Genomic DNA, 20,805 nt, shown 5'->3' with positions numbered 1-20,805 from the left:
GAAAAAATGGAGACGTTCTTCAGGTATACGCTGGCTTTGTTGATCAGCATCGTGGCGGGCTTTCAGTTCGTTCAAGTGATCACCCGCTATGTCTTCGAGACCCCGGTAATGGGCCTGGAAGAGGTGTCGATCATCCCCATCATGTGGCTGTACATCCTCGGCAGCGTCAATGCGTCGCGGGAAGACACGCAGATCCGCGCCAACGTATTGGAAATTTTCCTCAGCACCGAAAAAGCCCAGCGCCTGCTGATGGTGGTATCGGAGTCGCTCAGCATCATTATTTCGGCCTGGCTTACCTGGTGGGCATGGGACTACTTCAAGTACGCCTTAAAGGTGTGGAAGGAAACCCCGACCCTCTATCTGCCCACCTTCATCTATGAGTGCTCGCTGTTCCTCGGCCTGTCGGTGATGACGCTCTACGTCTGCTGGCACCTCTACAAAAATCTCCGCGTGCTGTTCAAGGGCGGCGCCGCGCTGAACGCGCCCCTCGACCATGACTTTCCGGAAACGACTGAAGTCGCCGAATTCCAAGTGCTGACAGAAAAACAACAAGGAAAATCCCATGATTGAAGTCGCGCTGATGGGCTTTGCGCTGCTGATAGTCTTGCTGAGCATCGGCGTGCCGCTGCCGTACTGCTTCGGGGCCGGACTAATGGTCATGGTGCTCGTCGGCGATGCCACCATGAAGGGCACCATGCTCTGGGGCTTCAGCCAATTGACCAACCCCATATTGCTGGCCATTCCGTTATTCGTGTTCGCCGGCACCATCATGAGTGTCAGCGGCATTGCCGCCAGCCTGCTGAAATTCGTCAACATCTTCGTTGGCCGCATTCGTGGTGGCCTGGGCGTGGTCGCCACTGTCAGCTGCGCGATTATCGGCGCGATATCCGGCAGCGGTCTCACCGGTATTGCGGCGATCGGCCCGTTGCTGATCCCGGAGATGGAGCGCAAAGGCTATCCACGTGCCTATGCCACCGCCCTGATTGCCAACTCGTCGGTCCTCGGCCTGCTGATTCCGCCCAGCGTCACTATGATCGTCTACGGCTGGGTCACCGAGACCTCGATCCTCGCCAGCTTTCTGGCCACGCTGGGTCCAGGCCTGCTGATCATGTTCAATATTGCTGCGGTCAACCTGGTGATGTCGCGCAAGTTCCCATTGGTGCTGGATGAGACGCTGTCCATGCCCGAACTGTTGAAAGAGGGCATGTCACGCACGGTGAATGCCCTGCCGGCGCTGATCATGCCGGTCATCATCCTCGGCGGTATCTACGGCGGCATCATGACCCCCACCGAAGCGGCGGCCGTGGCGGTGATCTACGCCTTGCCGGTCGGCTTCATGATCTACAAGGGGCTGACCTGGCGCACCTTCCTGGAGTCGGGCAAAGAATCGGCCACCGCCGTGGGCTCGATCATGATCATGATCCTGTTCAGCCTGATGCTCAGCCAGATCTACGTAATGGAAGACATTCCCCAGGCGCTGGTGGCGGCGATTTTCGAGATCACCTCGGACAAGACTACGTTGCTGATTCTGGTGACCTTGTTCCTGTTCGTTATCGGCATGGTGGTTAACGACATCACCGCCATCATTCTGACCGCGCCCTTGCTGTTGCCATTGATGTCCGCACTGGGTGTCAGCCCCATCCAATTCGCCGCAATTGTGGGTGTGAACACGGCGATGGGAGGGGTCACGCCCCCGTATGCCAGCATCCTTTATTTGGGCGCGCGCATTGGCAAGGTCAAATTCACCGAAGTCGTCAAACCGGCCATGTTGATTTTAGTGTTCGGCTACTTACCGGCAGTGGTTCTAGTGGCCGCATGGCCCGACCTCTCTGAATACATCCCGAATCTGTTCGGCTACTGATCTACCCCCGCACTCTTGCCTCCAACAACAACAAGGAAACGTGCAATGAATCTGTCATTTGCCAAGAAAGCCGCCCTGGGGCTGGCCCTCGCACTCTCGACTGCCGGCCTGGTGCAAGCCGAGACCCTCAAGCTGTCCCACGTCCGCCCGCAAGGCACGGCCATCGACAATGACGTTAAGTGGTTCGCCGAGCATGTGCAGAGCGCGACCGACGACAAGCTCAAGGTCAAGATCTATGCCGCCAACGCCCTGGGCGACTACACCGTGGTGCAGGAGCGCGTCGGCCTGGGCGCCATCGACATGGCCGTGCAACCGCCGGCCTCCGGCGCCGATAAGCGTTTCCAGATCATCTACATGCCCTACATGGTTAAAAACTGGCAAGAGGCGCAGCGGGTGTTTGGCCCAGGCACGCCCCTGCGTGACACCGTCGCCGAGCTGTACCAGGCGCAAGGCATCAAGGTGCTGGCGGCCTGGCCAGTCTATTTCGGTGGCATCGCGCTGAATAAAGAAGTGCAGGGCGCTGGCAATCCCGATGTCGCCAAAGGCATCAAGCTGCGGGTACCGCCGATCAAGACCTTCCAGCTGCTGGCCGATCAGATTGGTTACATCCCCTCGCCGCTGCCGTTCTCCGAAGCCTTTACTGCAGTGCAGACCGGTGTGGTCGACGGGGTCATGGGCTCCGGCGCCGAGGGTTACTACTCCTCCTTCCGCGACGTCACCAAGTTCTATGTGCCGTCCAACACGCACTTCGAGGTGTGGTACCTGCTGCTCAATCAGGAGCGCTACGACGAGCTGGAGCCTGAGCAACAAACGGCGCTGGACACGGTTGCGCTGGAGTTCGAGAACCGTCGCTGGAAAACCGCCCAGGCTGACCAGGCCGCCAATGAGCAGCTGCTGGCCAAGGCTGGCGCCACTATCGTCGCAGTCTCCGACGCCGATATAGAAGCCACCGCGCAGAAAGTCCGCGCCAATGTCTGGCCGGAAATCATCGACGACATCGGTAAGGAATGGGCCGAGCAGGTGCTCAAGTCCGCCCTCAAAGACTGAACCCGGACGAGCAGGGCGCCCGGAGCGTTTGCCGCCAGGGCGGCCCTGCCGCTTTCGTATAACAGGCGCTAAGCCTGTGTCCCGATCATTTTTAAAAGGAGTAGGCCATGTCGGTTCGCTTACGGGCAGGCTGTCGCCAGACGGATGTCACCGTGATCGGCGGCGGGCTGGTCGGCCTGGCCATTGCGCTAGGCCTTATGCGCAATGGCCTGAAGGTCACCGTTCTGGATGAGGGCGACATTGCCCCGCGCGCCTCGCGGGGTAACTTCGGCCTGGTCTGGGTGCAGGGCAAGGGTGATACCTGCCCCGAGTATGCCCAGCTATCGCGCCTGTCGGCGCGCTTGTGGGGCGACTTTGCTCAGCAGCTGCAATCGAGCACCGGCATCGATGTCCAACTTGCTCAGCGAGGCGGGCTGTTTGTCTGCCTGGAAGACGCCGAACTAGAACAGCGCCAGCGGCTGCTCACCAACATGCGCGAGCAGGCCGGTGGCGATTACCCGTTCGAAGTCCTCGACCATGCCCAACTCAAAGCCCTGGTGCCCGAGATCGGTTCGCGAGTGGCCGGCGCCACCCTGGGCCTTGAAGACGGCCACCTGAATCCGTTGCTGCTGTTGCGGGCCTTGGTCGAGGCCTTTGTCGCCCAGGGTGGTCAGTTGATCAGCAATGCCTCAATCGGCGAGATTCGCAGCGAGGACGGAGGTTTCAGCGTAGTGGCCGGCCATGACACCTGGAGCTCTGCAAAGCTGGTACTGGCTGCCGGCCTCGGCAATAAGACACTGGCCCCCTTGGTGGGATTGTCGGCCCCGGTTCAACCCAATCGCGGCCAGGTGTTGATCACCGAGCGCGTGCAGCCGTTTCTCCACTACCCCACCGGCCATGTGCGCCAGACCGGGGACGGCACCTTGCAGTTGGGCGACTCCAAAGAGGACGTCGGCTTCGACAGCGGCACCACCACCGAGGTGATGGCGCAGATCGCACAACGGGCGATCCGCATGTTTCCACTGCTGGAGCACGTGCGCATGGTCCGCGCCTGGGGTGCATTGCGAGTGATGACCCCGGATGGCTACCCGATTTATGAAGAGTCCAGCGCCTGCCCTGGGGCATTTCTAGTGACCTGCCACAGTGGCGTCACCCTGGGGGCCGCCCATTCGGGGCCGATTGCCGACTGGATTGCAGGGAAACCACAAACCTTTTCTTTGGAGGTGTTTCGTGCAGCACGATTCGATGTTTAAACGCCTGGCTAGCGAAGACCGAGGGACAGTGCTGGTAGAAATCGACGGCGCTGCATTCCATGCCCGAACGGGCGAGACCGTGGCCGCCGCCGTGCTAGCTGCGGGCATGATTCCGTCACGTAGCAGCGCGCTGTCCGGCAGTTCGCGCGCGCCCTATTGCATGATGGGAGCTTGCTTCGAATGCCTGGTGGAGATCGATGGCGTGCCTAACGTGCAAGGCTGCATGACCCTGGTGGCGCAAGGCATGAAGATTCACCCGCAGCTAGGCGCCAGGGCTGTCCCTATAGCTGAGCAGGAGTCGTACTCGTGAGCGAGCGGATCTATGACCTGATAGTGGTCGGCGCCGGTCCCGCCGGCATGGCCGCCGCGACTACTGCGTGCCAGCATGGCCTGGATGTCGCCTTGCTGGACGAGCAAGCCGCCCCGGGTGGGCAAATCTACCGTAGCGTGAGCAACCCGGCACCGGCGGATAGGCAAATACTGGGGCCCGACTACTATTACGGGCGCACGCTGGTAGATGCGCTGGAGCATTCGCGGGTCGATTACTTCCATTCGACCACGGTGTGGGATATCAGCCCAGAGCGCGTACTCAGTGTGTCCGTTGCTGGGCAGAGCCGCACCCTGCGCGCAGCCAAGATACTGCTGGCGACCGGCGCCCAGGAGCGGCCGGTGCCTTTCCCGGGTTGGACCCTACCTGGGGTGATGACCTGCGGCGCGGCGCAGATCCTGTTGAAGAGTAGCGGTCTGACCCCTTCGGGCCCGCTGGTGCTGGCCGGCAGCGGCCCGCTGCTGCTGCTGATTGCCTGGCAGCTACACAAGGCCGGTGTGCCGATCAGTGCGGTGCTGGATACCACTCCGCCAGGCAACTACTGCAAGGCACTGCGCTATGGGCTCGGCGCGCTGCGCGGCTGGCGCATGCTGCTCAAGGGGCTGGGCTATCTGGTCTCATTGCGCAAAGCCGGAATCAAGCTGCTCGGCGGGGTGACGCAACTGCGCGCCGATGCTGCCAGCAGCGGTTGTCTGGCACAGCTGCATTTTCAGCACAAAGGCCATGACCGCGTGATCGACTGCCAGACACTCCTGGTGCATCAGGGCGTCGTGCCCAATGTGCAGCTGACCCGCGCCCTGGATGCCAAGCATCTATGGCACGAGCAACAGCAGTGCTGGCATCCGCAGACCGATGCCTGGGGCGAAACGTCGATCGACGGTTTCTTCGTCGCTGGCGACTCCGCAGGGATAGGTGGTGCGCTAGCCGCGGAGCACTTCGGCCGTCTGACGGCCTGGCAAGTAGCCTGCCAGCAGGGCCGCATCGACAGCATTGAACGGGACAAGCTGGCACGGCCGGTGCTTCAGACCCTGGACAGGCTGATGGTTATCCGGCCGTTTCTGGATGTGCTCTATCAACCAGCTGCCGAGTTCCTGCTGCCGGTCGATGAAACCATCGTCTGTCGTTGCGAGGAGGTCAGCGCCGGTGATATCCGCCGCTTCGTGGGGCTTGGCTGTAGCGGTCCGAATCAGGCCAAAGCCTTTAGTCGCGCTGGTATGGGCCCCTGTCAGGGCCGCATGTGCGGTCTCACCGTGGCGAAAATCATCGCCGCCGAGCGCAATGTTCCCATCGATCAGGTGGGTTATTACACCATCCGCGCGCCGATCAAACCGCTTTCCCTGGGTGAACTGGCTTCGCTGGTGAGCCGTGGGGAAAAGCACTAGCCAGTCATTTCAACATGGAACTCCAAAAGGAAAAGCGATGAGCATTAGCCGATATGAAACAGCTGCGCGGATGAGCCGAGTCGTGGTGCATAACCAGACCGCCTATTTGTGCGGGCAGGTGGCAGAAGACCGCAGTGCGGGCATTCAGGAGCAAACCCGGACCATGCTGGCCAAGGTCGATACGCTGCTGGCGTCGGTCGGCAGCAATCGTGAACAGCTGCTGTCCGCCACCATCTACCTGAAAGATATGAGCCTGTTTGCCGAGATGAACGGCGTATGGGACAGCTGGGTTCCGCCAGGCTTCGCCCCTGCGCGAGCCTGTGTCGAGGCCAAGATGGCCAGCCCCGAGCTGCTGGTAGAAATTTCGGTGATCGCTGCCATTTCTCAGTAGTTCAATTTGCTGCGCGCAGGTTCTTATGCAGTTTCTGGCCTGCTCAACTTTCAGAGTAAGGCAAGCGCCGAACAAAAGAAGAAGCACTGCTTACTCGTAGACGAGGCGAAGCAGTGCTACGAGTCCGCGCCTGTTTGCGTAGAGAATTTCGAATGCCTACTCCGGGCCGGTACCTGCCTGTCGTCATAGGCAGCTATTGGGTCGGCAGCCGCCGGTCACGAACGTCCAGACCCGAGCCAGAGCCGACGTTGGTAAACGTCTAGGAAACTAGGGGCGATCCAGTGCCGCGCTTGGGTTCGTATAGAGTTTATGCGGCCAATGAGCTGTTGCTGATTCAGTTGATTAAGCGGACGCAAGGCCTGGGCTTTCGCTTGGCCGAACTTGCGCCGCTATTGGCCGGGCGCACGGGGGAGCCGGACTGACTAGCGTTCGCAGCGGCGATCGACGCTAAGCGGTTGAGTGTGAGTGTGAGTGTGAGTGTGAGTGTGAGTGCCGAGATTGCGCGCTTGCAGGCGCTGGATGGCAAATTTCTGCTGGTCGCAGGTGAGATTGTCAGTTGTTTGGCCGCTGCCGACGCGGCGCAGTCGTTAACTCAGCAGTGCTCTGTAGTGCCGGTGAGTGCCCGCTAAAGTCTGCTTGACTCTGCCATTAGGGGCAGACTTTACACTCTGGACTTATGTTTTGGAGTGAGCGAGATGGCGAAGCAAGTACTGGTAATTTTAGGTCATTCGGCAGCAAGCAGTTTGTGTGCAGGGCTGAGTGACAGCTATGCGGCAGCGGCCACTGAGGCTGGGCATAACGTGCGCATCTTGCGGTTAGCAGACGTGGCCTTCGAGCCAATCCTGCATGAGGGTTATCAGCGTATTCAGGAGTTGGAGCCAGATTTACTGGCTGCGCAGGAGTCGATCCTGTGGGCCGAGCATCTGGTATTGGTTTATCCGATTTGGTGGGGCAGTGTACCTGCCCTATTGAAGGGCTTTCTCGATCGCATCCTGTTACCTGGCTTTGCATTTAAATACCGTGCCGGTTCAGCCTTCCCTGACAAACTGCTAGTGGGCCGCACGGCGCAGTTGCTGGTCACGATGGACACGCCTCCTTGGTATTTTCGCTGGGTCTATCGGATGCCCGGTATTGTGCAAATGAAGAAGACCACATTGGAGTTCTGCGGTATTAGCCCGGTTAAGGTCGCCACTTTTGGTCCGGTGATTGGTTCGACAGCAGCCGAGCAGCAACGCTGGCTGAGCAGTGCCGCCAGATTGGCGACGGCGCTTTGAAGGATGCTAGTTAGCCTGCTGTGCGCTGCGCTGCACCGGGGCATACGGCTAAAGCGAAGCCGGTCGAGCAGCAGCCAAAATGTCGGCTAGGCCTGCAGGAAAATGGGGCCTGATTTACTTCTCATGCATCTCGAAAGGCTACTGTGGGTCGATTTGGCACGATCTGGCTGGGTGGCGAATTGGCAAAAGGCGCGCTGTTGCAGACATCCAGGATGGCACGGCGCGCGTCCTCACTCAGGGCATTGAGCCGTCGTGGGCGTAGCGTGGTGGTGCGCTCATTGGCTTGTATGGCCGGCGTTAGTGCCCAGCGTTGCAGGCTGCGCAGCGACAGTCCGATCCCTGCGCCGGCCACCGCCTTGCGCGCACCAGAAGCGACAGCATGGTTAAACCGTTCAACGAATTGTTGCCGTTCCGGCAGCGCGGTCAAACGTCCTCGTTGTCGTTCCCCCAGAAGGCATTCATGTTTTTTCGCAGCACCAAGATCGCAGCGGTTTCCGCCAGTGCCTTGCCTTTGCGCCGCAGCTCGCGCTCAAGTTCTGCTATGTGCTTCTTGTCGACACGCGCCTCCTATAGACCCGCTCGGTGCCTGACAATTTGGCCAATCGTTGAGTTCGCGAGGCAATTCGCTTGGACTTTGTCCGGATACAGCTACTTCCAAAGCACTATTGCCCTTCAGTTAGCTGGTGATTGATGCTGAAGTGCCGAAACCTGCCAGAGTCGAGTCTTGCTATGCCTGCCGTCTGTAACTTGCCGTCGCTCAATGTTACCCAGCCCGAATGTCGGCAGTTGGCTAACGGGCTGCAGGTGGCCATCCTCAGCTTGCCGGATACGGCCAAGGCAGCGATCAGCGTGCGGGTTGCGGCCGGCAGCCATGATGAGCCGGAGGATTACCCCGGCATGGCGCATTTTCTCGAGCACCTGCTGTTTCTCGGCAGCAGTGCTTATGCCGTCGAGCAGAGTCTGATGGCGTTCGTGCAGGCCTGCGGCGGGCAGGTCAATGCTTCGACCCAGGCGCGTCACACCGATTATTTCTGCGAGGTGCCGGCGGATCGGCTCGACGAGGCCTTGGCCCGCTTGCTCGATATGCTGGCCCATCCGCTGCTGGATCAGGCGGCGCAGTTGCGCGAGCGTGAGGTGGTGCATGCCGAGTTCCTCGCCCGCGGCCAGGATCCCGACACCCTGGTGGCGGTGGCGCTGGGTCAGGCGTTGCCGGTCGGGCACCGGTTCGCGGCTTTCCAGGCCGGTAATCGTGACAGCTTGGCCGTCGAGCAGGCCGCCTTCCAGCAGGCGCTGCAAGCGTTTCACCAGCGTTTCTACCAGGCCGGACAACTGTCGCTGATGGTGGTTGGTCCGCAGACATTCGATGAGTTGGATGAACTGGTTCAGCGCCACGCTGCAGCCTTGCCGGGGCGGGGCCAGCAGCGGCAATCGTCCCCGGCACCGTTATTACCGCTGAGCGTGCAGCAGTTGCGCATGACCCTGCCTGGCGGTGCGCCATCCCTGCAGTTGGGCTTCGTCCTTGAGTGGACAGAGCCTGGCTTGGATCAAGCTCTGGATTATCTGCAGACCTGGCTGCGCTCAGAGGCGCCGGCGGGTTTGCTCGCTGGCTTGCGCGAGGCGCAACTGTGCCAAGGGCTGCAGGTGCGGGTGGTGTATCGCTACGCCGATCAGGCCATGTTGCTGCTGAGCTTTGCTGGCGGCGCTGAGGCGGCCGCAACCCAGGCCGCAGTTGTGGCTGCCGTGCTGGGCTGGTTGGGCTTCTTTGCGGGTGCCGATCAGGGTGGGTTTTTGTACGAGCGCTATCGGGCGATCCAGGGACAGCGCCTGCACAGCATGCAGGCGCTGGCCCTGGCGCGTCATTGGCAGGATTGTCTGGCGGCGGGTTGGACCCCGGACGCTGGCTTGAGCGGGGCAGGGCAGGCCGCGCTGGCGGGGCTGTTGGCGCAGATGCAGGACGCCCGGCGTCTGCTGCAACTGTTCGCCAGCACCCGGCCAATGCCCAGTTGGCCGGCTCCTGGCTTTGCCTTGCAGATGCAGGAGACGCCGCCGGTCAGCGCAGCGCCTTGCACCTGGGCGTGGCAGTTGCCGCCGGCCAATCCATTTTTCGATCCTGCAACTGTGGCAATGCCAGCCCTTGGCATTGCGCTCCGGATGCGCTGGTTGCCAGTTCCCGCCACAGGGGAGGGCGCTCCGGGTGTTGCTGGGCAAGCCAGGCTCTATTGGCGCTGCTGGCTGGCCGAGCGGGTCGACGCTGGCGAGTTGCAGGCGCTGTTGCGGGTGGCATTGCGAACCCTCGAAGCCGATGCGGCGGAGGTCGGGGTCGCAGTGCAATTGACCGCTCGCGACGATGGCTGGCAACTGTCGCTGCAAGGATCTGCCGGTTTGTTGCCTGCGGTCGTGCAGCAGGTGCTGGCGGCGCTGCTTTGTCCTGCCCTCGTGGCCTGGCAACAAGGGCCGCGCGAGGCTCGGCAGGCTGCCATTCAGGCGCAAGCCGAGATGCCATTTAGGCAGCTGCTCGAACGTTTGCCCGAGTTGATCGCTGCGCCCGGGCGCGAGTGCGCCGCGTTGACCGCGCAACGCCTGCATGAGTGCTACCGACTGGCGCGCTTTGACGGCCTGGGCGTGGGGATGGCTGCTGCCGACCAAGCCGAGATCGAACGATTGTTCAGCTCGGTAGCGCCGCTGAATCCGCCAGAGCCGCCTGCAATGGGCCCCGCTGGGCGTTACTGGCAGGACGCCGCCATCGATTGCAGCGAAGCGGCGTTGCTGCTGTTCTGCCCGTTACCGGCCGCGGATGCAGCGACCGAGGCCGCGTGGCGATTGCTCGCGCAGTTCTGCCAGGGCGCGTTTTACCAGCGGCTGCGCAGCGAGTTGCAACTGGGCTATGCGGTGTATTGCGGATTCCGTCAGGTGCAGGCGCATCGCGGCATTGTGTTTGTCGTGCAGTCGCCGCATGCGTCGGCGGAGCAAATTCTCGGGCATATCGAGGCGTTTCTCCAGACCCAGGGCGAGCGTCTGGCCGCCCTGGACGATCAGGATCTGGCGCTGACGGCCGCCGAGCTCAGTCGGCAGGCGCCCAGTAGCCCGCAGGATCTGGCCGAACAGCACTGGCAGGCGCATCTGGCCGGTTTGTCCGCGGCGCACGAGACGGCCGTGTTGCAGGGCCTGGCCGTGCTCGAACGGCCGCAGTTACTGGCCGCGCATCGTCAACTGAGCCAGGCCCAGGGCAGTTGGCGAGTGCTGGCCACCGCCGCCAAACCGGCGGTCGGCTGGTCATCGCCTAGCTGATCAACTGCGCCGCTTCTCCTCTCTCTTCGCCACTATCAGGCCGGTCGTCGATCCGCCGGCAGGTCCGCGTGCGCCGCGGCGTAAAGGCCTACGACCTTTGGCTTGCTCCGTGGTCTGGCCAGGTCTTACGTCTAATTGTGTGCGCCGTTGCGCCCGGCCAAAGCAGCAGTTATTCAGCGCCATAGCAGCGTATGGCCGAGCGCCATGCTTTTCGATAATCGCCTCCGACACGACTGACCTCGCGGTCATCCCCCCAAGCGGAGAGCGTTATGCACAACAAGAAGATCGCCAACACCCGATTCCTGCCTCTGGCTCTGACTGCCGCCGTCGCCCTGGCAACAGCCCAGCAAGCGGCCGCGGAAATCGTCCTGTATGACCAGGACGGCACCACCTTCTCCACTGACGGTTACGTCAACGCCTTCTATGTGAACAGCGATGTCGATCGCGATGGTGAGCAGTTTGACCGCCGCCAGGCGCGGGTGAAGATGGGCTTCCTGCCGAACTGGATAGGCTTCAACTTCGGCAAGCAGATCGACGACCTCAAGCTCGGTGGCCGTTCTTCGTTCTGGGTGACGATCAACGACAGTGAAACCAATGGCACCGCCACCGCCATCGACGTACGCCAGTTCTACGGTACCGTCGCCAGTCCTGAGTGGGGCGAAGTGCTGGTGGGTAAGGACTTCGGTCTGTTCTCACGCTCGAACATCTTCCGCGACGAGATGCTGGCGGGTTACGGCAACGTCAGCGATACCCTGGGCCTGGTCGATGGCGGCGGCGTATCGTTCGGCAATATCGGCACCGGCTACCCGTACCCGTTCCCGACCGCGCAGATCACCTACCGCAACAACGGTCTGGCCGAAGGTCTGAATCTTGCCGTTGGCATCATGGACCCGGTGGACACCAGTGACGATGGCGCCGGCAAGTCCTATCAGGATCAGCCACGCTTCGAGTCGGAAGTCAGCTACCAGTTCGATCTTGCCGGCGCGACCATCTATTCCTGGCTCAACGGTGCCTACCAGTCCTCGGAAAGCACCGACAACAGCGTCGATACCGTGACTTCACAGGGCGTCGGCTATGGCGTGCAGGCCAAGATGGGCGGCGTTTCCCTGACCGCTTCGGGCTTCCAGGCCGAAGGCATGAACCCCTTCTTCACCAACAACGCCGGTGAGCCGACCCTGCGTGAAATCGACAGCGACGGCTACTTGCTGCAGGGCTCCTACACCTTCGGTAAGAACCGCGTGGCGCTGTCCTATGGCAAGACCGAGGATGACGGCAACGGTCTGGGTACTGCGGCCGACTACGAAACCCGTGGCGTCGCCTACTTTCGCACCATCAATGACAACCTCATGCTGGTCGCCGAGTACAACCAGTACCAGATCGATGCCGCCACCGGCAGCGGTCTGAATGAAGACACCAACACCTTAGCCGTCGGTGCCGTGCTGAACTGGTAAGACCTGGGGACGAGCCGGGCAGGGGAGACCCTGCCCGGCATTTTTGTGGAGGTGTGCATGCTCATCTACAGCCTGGAACTGTTGCTGATCCTGCTGATCCTGCTGATCGTGACCACGTTGTTCGTGGTGCTGCCGGTCATTCTCAGGCGTTGTATCTAGAACGCGGACCGAGCATCGTTCGCGGGCATGCGGCGTCCTCCGTCCGTAGGAGCGGGCCATGCCCGCGATGGACTGTCTGTCGGACGATTTTTCCCGGACACCGCTTGCAGCGGTTCGCGGGCATGGCCCGCTCCTACAGGTACCCACAAGCCGACAGACACCATTGCCTCCAGTTTGCTGCGCGACGGAGGATCTCCTACGAAGGCAGCGAACGTGAGCGACGTGATAGTCACGCCTGCGATGACTTGACTGTCGAACGACTTCCCGGCACCCGTGCGCTGGGATGGACCGCTACTTAGGAAGTAGGCCGGCGCGACTCAAGTTGCATGGGGCTAAACCTGAGAGCTTCGTAGAATAACCCTATGCCAGGTGGTTTTTTTATTGGGGCAAGCTATGCAGCAGGAACGGACTGAAGGCGTCGTCACCGCTACCTCGAGTGCCACCGATGTGGAACTGGTGGCGCAGGAGTTGGCACGCCAGCTGATTCACCCGCACCTGGGCTTCGTGCTGTTCTTCTGTTCGGCGCAATACGACCTGGCAAGCCTCGGTGAGGCGCTGGATCAGTACTTCGGCGGCATCAACCTGATCGGCTGCACCAGCGCCGGGGAAATCACCCCGCATGGCTACGGCCGTGGCTGTGTTAGTGCGGTGGGTTTCGATCACCGCAGCTTCTCGATTGCCAGTGCGTTGATCGACGAAATGGAGCGTTTCAGCCTGATCGACGCCCAGCAGTTGGTCGAACGTCTGGCCAAGGATTGCCGCAACAACGAGCTGGCTTCGATCAAGGGCCACAGCTTCGCCCTGACCCTGCTCGATGGTTTGTCCAGCCGCGAGGAGGTGGTGCTCGGCGCACTCAGCGCGGCGTTCGGCAGCATCCCGCATTTCGGCGGTTCGGCCGGCGACGACAACCACCTGACCCATACCCATGTCTACTATGGCGGCCAGTTCCACACCGGTGCGGCGGTGGTGGTGCTGTTCAACACCTGGCTGGATTTCGAGGTGTTCAGCACCCATCACATCCAACCTTGCGGCGAGAAACTGGTGGTGACCCGGGCCGACAGCGCCAGCCGGCGCGTATTCGAGCTGAACGCGGCGCCGGCCGCGCAGGAATACGCCGAGTTGATCGGCGTGCCACTGGAGGCCCTCGATCACCGGGTGTTCGCCGCCAATCCCCTGGCCGTGCGCATCAGCGACCAGTACTACGTGCGCTCGATCCAGCGGGTCAATGAAGACCTCAGCTTGAGTTTCTATTGTGCGGTGGAGAACGGCATCGTCCTTACCGCCATGCGCCCTGGGCCACTATTGCCCAACCTGGAAAGCCTGTTCGACGGTCTGCGCGAGCGTCTCGGCCCCTTGCTGCTGACCATCGGCTGCGACTGTTTTCTGCGGCGCCTGGAGATCGAGGACGACGGCGGTGTCGAGCCGGTCTCGGCGTTCCTGCGCAGCCAGCAAGTCATAGGGTTCAATACCTACGGGGAGCAGTTCAATGGCATGCACATCAACCAAACCTTCACCGGAGTCGCCATTGGCCGTCCCGGTCGGGGCTGATGTCGCCGAGCTGCAAGCCCGCTGTGCGGCGCTGGAACGGGATAACCACAAGCTCAAGCGGATCAACAGCGCGCTGATCGAGCGGGTCGAGTCGGTCCATTCGCACGGTGACGATGCCTATGCGGCCTTCCAGCACTCGGTGGTACTGGCCGAACAGGTGCGCGAGCGCACCGATGCATTGAACCAGGCCATGGCCGAGCTGAAATCCAGCAACCAACTGCTCAGCGATGCGCGTTTGCGTGCGGAAACCGCCCACCAGCACCTGATCGATGCCATCGAGAGTATTTCCGATGCCTTCGTGCTGTTCGACAGCGAACAACGCATCGTCCTGTTCAACAGCCGCTTCAAATCGTTATGGGCGCACAGCCGCGCGCGCATCGGTGCCGGTACCCGGCTGGCGGAGATCAAGCGCCTGAGCAAGAGTACTGGCCTGGTGGTCGAGGAACAGCGCGGCAACCGCGACGAGCACATGCTCTACCGCCTGCGCGACGGCCGTTGGGTGCAGGTCAGCGAGCGGCCGACCCGTGAGGGCGGCCTGGTAATCCTCTACACCGACATTACCGAGGTCAAACTCAACGAAACCCTGCGCCGTGAGCAGGCCCTGGCGCAAAAATCGCGGCTGCTGCAGCGTGTCATGGACAACCTGTCGCAAGGCATGGCCATGGTCAATGCCGAGGGTCAGCTGGAACTGTGGAATCACCGCTTTCTCGACCTCTGCGGCCTGGCACCGATCAACGCCCACCGGCCGTTCGCCGAGGTGATGGCCGACAGCGAGTTGCAACTGCTGAGCCCCGACAGTCGCGATGCCAACGGCAAGCCTATCGAAGAGCTGGAGCTGCGCCTGTTCGACGGGCGCATGCTCGAGGTGCGCACCCATCCACTGCCCACCGGCGGTTTCGTCAACACCTTCACCGACATCACCGAGCGCTATCGGCATGCCGAAGCCCTTAGCGAAAGCGAACGCTGGATCCGCCTGATCACCGACCATGTGCCGGCGCTGATCGCCTACCTTAACGCCGATCTGGTCTACGACTTCACCAACAAGGTCTACGAGGAATGGTACTGCTGGCCGCGTGGCGCGATGCTTGGCCAGAGCCTGCGCGAGGTGCACAACGAAGAACATTGTCGGCGCCTGGAGCCCTATATCGAGCGGGCGCTGTCCGGCGAGAGCGTGACCTTCGAGGTGGCGGAAACCAACCACCAGGGCCAGGAGCGCTACATGCTGCGCTCCTATGTACCCAATCGCCAGGCCAGCGGCGAGGTGACCGGGATCTTTGTGTTGATCCGCGACATTACCGAGCGCCGCCGCACCGCCGAGGCGTTGCATCAGGCCTACCAGCACCTGGAGCAGCGGGTGCGCGAACGCACCGCCGAACTGACCGATCTGAATGCCCAGCTACGCAGCGAAATCGACGAGCGTACGCAGATGGAAGCGCGCCTGCGCGAAGCCAAGGGCGAGGCCGAACAGGCCAACCTGTCGAAAACCAAATTCCTCGCTGCGGTCAGCCACGACCTGCTGCAACCCTTGAACGCCGCGCGGCTGTTCACCAGCGCGTTGCTGGAAAAACGCGATCTGGTCGAAAGCGCGGCCCTGGTGCGCAACGTCAGCAACTCCCTGGAAGATGTGGAAAGCCTGCTCGGCACCCTGGTCGACATCTCCAAGCTGGATGCCGGGGTGATCAAGCCGGATATCGCCCCGTTCGCGGTCAGCGAACTGCTGGAAAACCTCGCCGCCGAATACCACCAGATCGCCGGCAGTGAAGGCCTGCGCCTGGATTTCATCGCCAGCTCGGCGCTGGTGCGCAGCGATATCCAGTTGCTTGCGCGAATCCTGCGTAACCTGCTCAGCAACGCCATCCGCTACACCACCAGCGGGCGTATTCTGCTCGGCTGCCGCCGGCACCGGCAGAGCCTGTCGATCGAAGTCTGGGACACCGGCATCGGTATCGCCGAGGACAAACTTGGCGAGATTTTCCAGGAATTCAAGCGCGGTGACGTTAGCCACCGCAAACAGGATCGCGGCCTCGGCCTGGGGCTGGCCATCGTCGACAAGATCGCGGGCATGCTCGGCCACCGTATCCGTGTGTCCTCGAAATTGGGCAAGGGCTCGATGTTCGCCATCGACGTCCCCCTGACCACCCTCGCGCCCAGGGCTCGGGTGATGCATGACGCACCTGATCTGCTGATCGAGCGCCTGAGCGGTTCGCGCATCTGGGTGCTGGATAACGACGCGGCGATCTGCGCGGGCATGCGCACCCTGCTGGAAGCCTGGGGCTGCCAGGTGGTCACCGCGCTCTGCGAAGAAGACCTGGCGCGCCAGGTCGACAACTACCACGCCGAGGCCGACCTGCTGATCGCCGACTACCACCTCGACGACGGCCACAACGGCGTCGACGCCGTGGCCCTGATCAACGCCAGGCGCAGCACGCCGTTACCGGCGCTGATGATCACGGCCAACTACAGCAACGAGCTCAAGCTGCAGATGCGCGAACTCGGCCACACCCTGATGCACAAGCCGGTACGGCCGATGAAGCTGAAGACTGCGATGAGTCATTTGCTGGAGCGGGGTGCAGGCTGAGAGCGCCTTTGCAGGAGGGGCGGGCAGCGATAGCCATCCAACGATTTACACCTGTGCCCGATTGTCGTGGCTGACATCGATGATGGGTTACGGCGCGTTTATTCAGGCAGCAGACGTAGGGCGGGTTGCACCCGCCCTACGGGGTAGTGCTCTCAACGGCGCAGATAAGCTGCAAAATCAATATCACCGGCCGACAGGATCGCCTGCACCCGGTTGTGCACATTGAGTTTGCGCAGGATGGCGGAGACGTGGGCTTTGACCGTGGTTTCGGCGATATCCAGGTTGTAGGCGATCTGTTTGTTCGACTCGCCTTTGGTCATGCGCTCCAGCACCAGCAGTTGTTTGCGGGTCAGGGCTTGCAGCAGCTCCTGGGGGAAGCCGTGGTGATCCGAGAACGTGCGGTGGGAGGTGGTTTTTTGCGAGCGGATGATGTCCGGCGGCAGGTAGACATTACCGTTGAGAATCTGCTGGATGGCCTCGGTCATCTGTGCGCGCGGCGAGGACTTGGTGATGAAGCCGACCGCACCATAGGTGATGGCCTGGAGCACGATTTGCTTGTCCTGCTCGGCGGAAACGATCACCACCGGGATGGTCGGCGCCTCGTTACGCAGGTTGATCAAACCGTTCAGGCCGTGCATGCCGGGCATGTTCAGGTCGAGCAGGATCAGGTCGAGGTCGTCGTTTTCCAGGGTCATGGCCAGGGCGCTGTCGAGGTCAGCGGTTTCCATGATTTCGCATCCAGGAAAGCCGTCACTGATGACGTTGTGAATGGCTTCGCGAAACAGCGGATGGTCGTCGGCAATCAGAATCTTGTACATGGCCTTTCACCTCATTATTTTGATTATGGTGCGGCTACAGCCTTGGGGAAATGCTTGCACGGTTACGGCAGGACCAGCGGTTGGGCCGGGATCAAGGACAGGTCGGCCTGCTGCCAGCCAGCGATGCCGAAGCGGTAGAGGTTGTGGTAACCCGGGGTGTGGGCGCGCTTGAGCGCGATCCAGCCGAGCCAGCAGTCGGAGCGGCAGTAGAACACCAGCCGCCAGCCTTTGTCGCCAGGACTGTCAGCTCGCGGTTGCCGGTATTGGCCAGCCACTGGTGCCGGTATACGTCGATCAACGGCGTCTGCGGGGACTCGTCGAGGGCGCGTGCGTGCTCAGTGTGTGCCGGAGTAGGGCTGCGGTGATGGCTGAGACGACAGCCTTCGGCAGCAACCCGCGCAGTTGCCGCCTGGCGCGGGGCGGCCAGCGGCAGGCTTGCGATCAGTGAAGGACCTGTGGATAGGGTTAGGCAGTGCTTCATCGCCTTAAGTCTCGGTTCTTTTTGTATGCGTATTACAGAGCAATACCCCCTGCTTTGGGAATTCTACATTGGAGAGGGAAAGCAGTACCAAAGTAGTAGAAGGCTGATCGTAAGTGGTTGTTTTATCGAGGCGCAGGTGATTGACGATGGAGTTCGCCCAGGTTGCTTGTGGAGGGGTGACCGGGCGGCGCGCCGCATCAGCCGCGAGCGGGTGGGGTTAGTTGGCCCGGCGCAAGGCGGCGTGTTGCGGGTTGAAGGTGACTACGGCGAGCACGGCGAACAGCGCGGTCAGGCCCAGGCAGATCAGCAGGGCGCTGAGGCTCAGGCGCTGGTAGAGGGCGAAGCGCACCAGTTCGACCGCGTGAGTGAAGGGGTTGAGCGCACAGAGCCAGTACAGCCATTCGTTGGCTTCGCGCATCTTCCATAGCGGGTAGAGCGCCGATGAGAGAAAGAACAGCGGGAAAATCACAAAATTCATCACCCCGGCGAAGTTCTCCAGTTGGCGGATGCCGTTGGACAGCAGCAAGCCCAGGGCGCTGAGCAACAGCGCCACCAGCAGCAGGGCGGGTAGGGCGCTGAGCAGGCCCCAGATGGCGGCTGTACGCCATACAGCCAGGCGATGGCGAGGAAGGCATAGACCTGCAGCAATGAGATCAGGGCAATGGCCAACAGTTTGCTGGCGAGCAGGAAAGCGCGCGGCAATGGACTGGTCAGCAGCACCCGCATGCTGCCCATCTCCCGGTCGTAAACCATCGACAGCGAGCCCTGCATGCCGTTGAACAGCAGGACCATGCAGGCCAGCCCCGGCACGATATAGGTCTCGTAGGTGATGTAGGTGTCATAGGGGGCGATGATGGCGATGCCCAGGGCCGCACGAAAACCGGCGGCGAACACCAGCAACCACAGCAGTGGGCGCACCAGGGCGCTGAAGAAGCGCGAACGCTGCAGCACAAAGCGCAGCCATTCGCGCTGCACGATACCTTGCAGGCAGTACCAGTAGGCATTCATGGGTGCGGCTCCGTTAGGTGACGAGTGCGGCTAGGGTGCGCCCTGCGCACCAGGAATGCAGATGCCAGCTGGGGCTCTTGGTATGAGCAATGGAAGCGCGACGCGGTAGAGATCGCTGCCGCGTTGCGAGGCATTTGTCGGAGCGGCCCATGGCCGCGATCCGGCCGACTATTCGATGCCCATTCGCGGGCATGGCCCGCTCCTACGTGATTGCGCTTGACCCATGGCAGCGGTTGGGCAGCGCTGTGCACTGGTGGAAAACTGTTCATGCTCCCGCCTCGCTGCTGGTCAGGCGGGCGAAGGTGGCGGCCAGGCTGGCGTCGTCGGCACCGATCTGGCTGGCCAGGCCCTGGGCGACCAGGCGACCGCGGTTGAGGATCAGTAGCTCGTCGCTCGCTTGCACTTCATCGAGCAGGTGGGTGGTCCACAGCACGGCCAGTCCGTCATCACGACAGAGCTGACGTACATGCTGGTTGAGCGCCAGGCGGCTGGCCGGGTCGAGGCCGGCGCTGGCTTCGTCAAGCAACAGCAGGCGCGGCCGATGGAGCAGGGCGCGAGCGATTTCCACGCGGCGTCGGTGGCCGCCGTTGAGGTCGCGGACCTTTTCATGACGCCGTTCAGCAAGCTGCTGGCGGGCCAGTTCCTCGTCGATCCGCGCGCACGCCAATGGCTTGGCCAGGCCATGCAGGGCGGCGTGGTAGCGCAGGTTCTGCTCGACGCTAAGATCCAGATCCAGGGTGCTCTGCTGGAACACCACGCCGAGTTGGCGCAGGGCCTGACGCGGCTGCTGGCGCAGGCTGCAGCCCATCACCTGAATATCGCCCTGCTGCAGGTCATAAAGCCGGGTGAGCAGGGCGATCAGGGTCGACTTACCGGCGCCGTTCGGCCCCAGCAACGCGGCGAAGGTGCCGGGCGCAACACTGAAGCCGATGCCCTGCAAGGCTTGGCGTGCGCCATAGGCGAAGCCTAGCGCGCTGACTTCCAAGGCGTTCATGGGGTGACCACCACGCCCCAGGGATAGCGGCCGACTTTGATCGACTTGGTCACCTTGAGGGTTTTCATGTCGATTACCGAAACGTCGCCGCTGACGCCGTTGGTGGTCAGCAGTTGTTGCTGGTCCGGGGTGAATGCCATGTGCCAGACACGCCGGCCGACCAGCAGGTACTCGAGCACTGCATAGGTGTTGGCGTCGACCACTGCCACATGGTTGGCCGGGCCGAGGGCAACGAAGGCTAGTTTGCCGTCGGCGCTGAGGCGAACCCCGACTGGCTGCACCTTGTCCGGGTGCACTCCCTTGATCTTGAAGGTCAGGACTTTCTCGATTTTTCGGCTGGCGACATCGATCACGCTGACCGTGCCGCCGATTTCCGCCGAAGCCCACAGGCGTTTGCCTTGTGGGTCGAATTCGACATGCCGCGGGCGCTGGTCGACCAGGGTGTTATCCACCAGCTGCTGAGTACTGGTGTCGATCCAGTGCAGCATGTTGGTGGTTTCGCTGGTATTGACCGCCCATTTGCCATCCGGGCTGACGGCCATGCCCTCGGGTTCGACGCCGACATCAATCTGCGCCAGCACTTGATCGCTTTGCACATCGACCACGGTGACCAGCGCATCGTCTTCGTTGGAGATATATAGCCAGCGGTCGTTGGGGTGCAGGGCGAACTGCTCGGGGTCGGCGCCGGAGGGCAGTTGCTTGATGATCTTGCGCGTCGCCAGGTCCATCACCTGGACACGGTCGGAGTCGCTGGCGCAGATGTATAGCAGCTTGTTGTCGCTGGACAGCAGCAGGCCGCGCGGGCGCATGCCGACGTCCAGGGTGGCGCTGACCTCCATGCTGTCGAGGTCGATCACGCTGATACTGTCGTCTTTCTCGTTGGACACATAGGCGGTGGCGGCGAGGCTCGAGGTGCTGGCCAGGGCCAGGCTGATGCTCGCGGCGAGCAAGGCGAAACGCATGGG

15 protein-coding genes and 3 pseudogenes are annotated in these 20,805 nt (G+C 62.0%); 12 read left to right on the top strand and 6 right to left on the bottom strand.

Annotated elements, in window-relative coordinates; all coding sequences use genetic code 11:
- The first annotated feature begins 6 nt into the window (after positions 1 to 6).
- The 8 genes from B2D37_RS07375 (at position 7) to B2D37_RS07340 (ending at position 7,515) form a co-directional block, all read left to right on the top strand.
- The gene (locus B2D37_RS07375) at positions 7 to 570 is read left to right on the top strand and encodes a TRAP transporter small permease (protein ID WP_079202098.1); all 564 of its coding nucleotides are present in this window, start codon (positions 7 to 9) and stop codon (positions 568 to 570) included.
- A complete protein-coding gene (locus B2D37_RS07370) occupies positions 563 to 1,861 on the top strand; it encodes a TRAP transporter large permease (RefSeq protein WP_079202097.1) in 1,299 nt (432 codons plus the stop codon). Before B2D37_RS07375 ends, B2D37_RS07370 begins: the two co-directional genes overlap by 8 nt.
- 45 nt (positions 1,862 to 1,906) lie before the next feature.
- The gene (dctP, locus tag B2D37_RS07365; RefSeq protein WP_079202096.1) at positions 1,907 to 2,908 is read left to right on the top strand and encodes a TRAP transporter substrate-binding protein DctP; all 1,002 of its coding nucleotides are present in this window, start codon (positions 1,907 to 1,909) and stop codon (positions 2,906 to 2,908) included.
- 107 nt (positions 2,909 to 3,015) lie between these two features.
- Positions 3,016 to 4,140 (top strand): FAD-binding oxidoreductase, encoded by a 1,125-nt coding sequence (locus B2D37_RS07360; RefSeq protein ID WP_079202095.1) that lies wholly within the window; start codon positions 3,016 to 3,018, stop codon positions 4,138 to 4,140.
- Positions 4,118 to 4,450, top strand: a complete 333-nt coding sequence (locus tag B2D37_RS07355; protein ID WP_218190377.1) for a (2Fe-2S)-binding protein — start codon at positions 4,118 to 4,120, stop codon at positions 4,448 to 4,450. Before B2D37_RS07360 ends, B2D37_RS07355 begins: the two co-directional genes overlap by 23 nt.
- On the top strand, positions 4,447 to 5,850 hold the full coding sequence (locus tag B2D37_RS07350) for an NAD(P)/FAD-dependent oxidoreductase (RefSeq protein ID WP_079202093.1): 1,404 nt from the start codon (positions 4,447 to 4,449) through the stop codon (positions 5,848 to 5,850). The genes B2D37_RS07355 and B2D37_RS07350 overlap by 4 nt, the downstream gene beginning before the upstream one ends.
- A 37-nt stretch (positions 5,851 to 5,887) precedes the next feature.
- Positions 5,888 to 6,241: a RidA family protein gene (locus B2D37_RS07345; RefSeq protein ID WP_079202092.1), complete on the top strand. Its 354-nt coding sequence runs from the start codon at positions 5,888 to 5,890 to the stop codon at positions 6,239 to 6,241.
- A 695-nt stretch (positions 6,242 to 6,936) separates the two neighbouring features.
- Positions 6,937 to 7,515, top strand: coding sequence for an NAD(P)H-dependent oxidoreductase (locus B2D37_RS07340; RefSeq protein WP_079202091.1), 579 nt, complete (start codon positions 6,937 to 6,939; stop codon positions 7,513 to 7,515).
- A gap of 154 nt (positions 7,516 to 7,669) precedes the next feature.
- Here the strand turns inward: B2D37_RS07340 and B2D37_RS07335 are convergent.
- Positions 7,670 to 8,082 (bottom strand): annotated as a pseudogene (locus tag B2D37_RS07335) (IS3 family transposase); the annotation flags it as partial.
- A gap of 162 nt (positions 8,083 to 8,244) precedes the next feature.
- Between B2D37_RS07335 and pqqF the strand changes: the two are divergent.
- The 4 genes from pqqF to nahK all read left to right on the top strand — a co-directional run bounded on the left by pqqF (position 8,245) and on the right by nahK (position 16,539).
- Entirely contained in the window at positions 8,245 to 10,803 is a 2,559-nt protein-coding gene (gene pqqF, locus B2D37_RS07330) for a pyrroloquinoline quinone biosynthesis protein PqqF (RefSeq protein WP_177345190.1), read from the top strand.
- Positions 10,804 to 11,072: 269 nt separating this feature from the next.
- Positions 11,073 to 12,254 carry a porin gene (locus tag B2D37_RS07325; protein ID WP_079202088.1) on the top strand — a complete coding sequence of 394 codons (1,182 nt, stop codon included), beginning with the start codon at positions 11,073 to 11,075 and terminating at the stop codon, positions 12,252 to 12,254.
- A 552-nt stretch (positions 12,255 to 12,806) separates the two neighbouring features.
- Positions 12,807 to 13,961: a nitric oxide-sensing protein NosP gene (gene nosP, locus B2D37_RS07320; RefSeq protein WP_079202087.1), complete on the top strand. Its 1,155-nt coding sequence runs from the start codon at positions 12,807 to 12,809 to the stop codon at positions 13,959 to 13,961.
- On the top strand, positions 13,900 to 16,539 hold the full coding sequence (nahK, locus tag B2D37_RS07315; RefSeq protein WP_079202086.1) for a hybrid sensor histidine kinase/response regulator NahK/ErcS': 2,640 nt from the start codon (positions 13,900 to 13,902) through the stop codon (positions 16,537 to 16,539). The genes nosP and nahK overlap by 62 nt, the downstream gene beginning before the upstream one ends.
- 152 nt (positions 16,540 to 16,691) lie before the next feature.
- Here the strand turns inward: nahK and B2D37_RS07310 are convergent, their stop codons facing one another.
- The 5 genes and pseudogenes from B2D37_RS07310 to B2D37_RS07295 all read right to left on the bottom strand — a co-directional run bounded on the left by B2D37_RS07310 (position 16,692) and on the right by B2D37_RS07295 (position 20,802).
- Positions 16,692 to 17,357, bottom strand: a complete 666-nt coding sequence (locus tag B2D37_RS07310; protein ID WP_079202085.1) for a response regulator transcription factor — start codon at positions 17,355 to 17,357, stop codon at positions 16,692 to 16,694.
- A gap of 62 nt (positions 17,358 to 17,419) precedes the next feature.
- A pseudogene (locus B2D37_RS24105) lies at positions 17,420 to 17,838 on the bottom strand (PQQ-dependent catabolism-associated CXXCW motif protein).
- Positions 17,839 to 18,055: 217 nt separating this feature from the next.
- A pseudogene (locus B2D37_RS07305) lies at positions 18,056 to 18,846 on the bottom strand (ABC transporter permease).
- A 265-nt stretch (positions 18,847 to 19,111) separates the two neighbouring features.
- Complete coding sequence (locus B2D37_RS07300) at positions 19,112 to 19,840, bottom strand: ABC transporter ATP-binding protein (RefSeq protein WP_079202084.1); 729 nt, start codon at positions 19,838 to 19,840, stop codon at positions 19,112 to 19,114.
- Complete coding sequence (locus tag B2D37_RS07295; protein WP_079202083.1) at positions 19,837 to 20,802, bottom strand: YVTN family beta-propeller repeat protein; 966 nt, start codon at positions 20,800 to 20,802, stop codon at positions 19,837 to 19,839. The genes B2D37_RS07300 and B2D37_RS07295 overlap by 4 nt, the downstream gene beginning before the upstream one ends.
- Between the last annotated feature and the right edge of the window lie 3 nt (positions 20,803 to 20,805).

This window comes from Pseudomonas sp. CC6-YY-74, from assembly GCF_002025205.1.
GTDB classification, from domain to species: Bacteria; Pseudomonadota; Gammaproteobacteria; order Pseudomonadales; family Pseudomonadaceae; genus Aquipseudomonas; species Aquipseudomonas paeninsulae.
Note: the sequence above shows the minus strand (reverse complement) of the source record. Positions and strands in the feature narration are given on the sequence as shown.

What these genes read in the sequence shown, in the direction of transcription:
- B2D37_RS07375 (WP_079202098.1), top strand. Translation starts at nt 7, where the DNA reads ATGGAGACGTTCTTCAGGTATACGCTGGCTTTGTTGATCAGCATCGTG.
- B2D37_RS07370 (WP_079202097.1), top strand. Translation starts at nt 563, where the DNA reads ATGATTGAAGTCGCGCTGATGGGCTTTGCGCTGCTGATAGTCTTGCTG.
- dctP (WP_079202096.1), top strand. Translation starts at nt 1,907, where the DNA reads ATGAATCTGTCATTTGCCAAGAAAGCCGCCCTGGGGCTGGCCCTCGCA.
- B2D37_RS07360 (WP_079202095.1), top strand. Translation starts at nt 3,016, where the DNA reads ATGTCGGTTCGCTTACGGGCAGGCTGTCGCCAGACGGATGTCACCGTG.
- B2D37_RS07345 (WP_079202092.1), top strand. Translation starts at nt 5,888, where the DNA reads ATGAGCATTAGCCGATATGAAACAGCTGCGCGGATGAGCCGAGTCGTG.
- B2D37_RS07340 (WP_079202091.1), top strand. Translation starts at nt 6,937, where the DNA reads ATGGCGAAGCAAGTACTGGTAATTTTAGGTCATTCGGCAGCAAGCAGT.
- pqqF (WP_177345190.1), top strand. Translation starts at nt 8,245, where the DNA reads ATGCCTGCCGTCTGTAACTTGCCGTCGCTCAATGTTACCCAGCCCGAA.
- B2D37_RS07325 (WP_079202088.1), top strand. Translation starts at nt 11,073, where the DNA reads ATGCACAACAAGAAGATCGCCAACACCCGATTCCTGCCTCTGGCTCTG.
- nosP (WP_079202087.1), top strand. Translation starts at nt 12,807, where the DNA reads ATGCAGCAGGAACGGACTGAAGGCGTCGTCACCGCTACCTCGAGTGCC.
- nahK (WP_079202086.1), top strand. Translation starts at nt 13,900, where the DNA reads ATGGCATGCACATCAACCAAACCTTCACCGGAGTCGCCATTGGCCGTC.
- B2D37_RS07310 (WP_079202085.1), bottom strand. Translation starts at nt 17,357, where the DNA reads ATGTACAAGATTCTGATTGCCGACGACCATCCGCTGTTTCGCGAAGCC.
- B2D37_RS07300 (WP_079202084.1), bottom strand. Translation starts at nt 19,840, where the DNA reads ATGAACGCCTTGGAAGTCAGCGCGCTAGGCTTCGCCTATGGCGCACGC.
- B2D37_RS07295 (WP_079202083.1), bottom strand. Translation starts at nt 20,802, where the DNA reads ATGCGTTTCGCCTTGCTCGCCGCGAGCATCAGCCTGGCCCTGGCCAGC.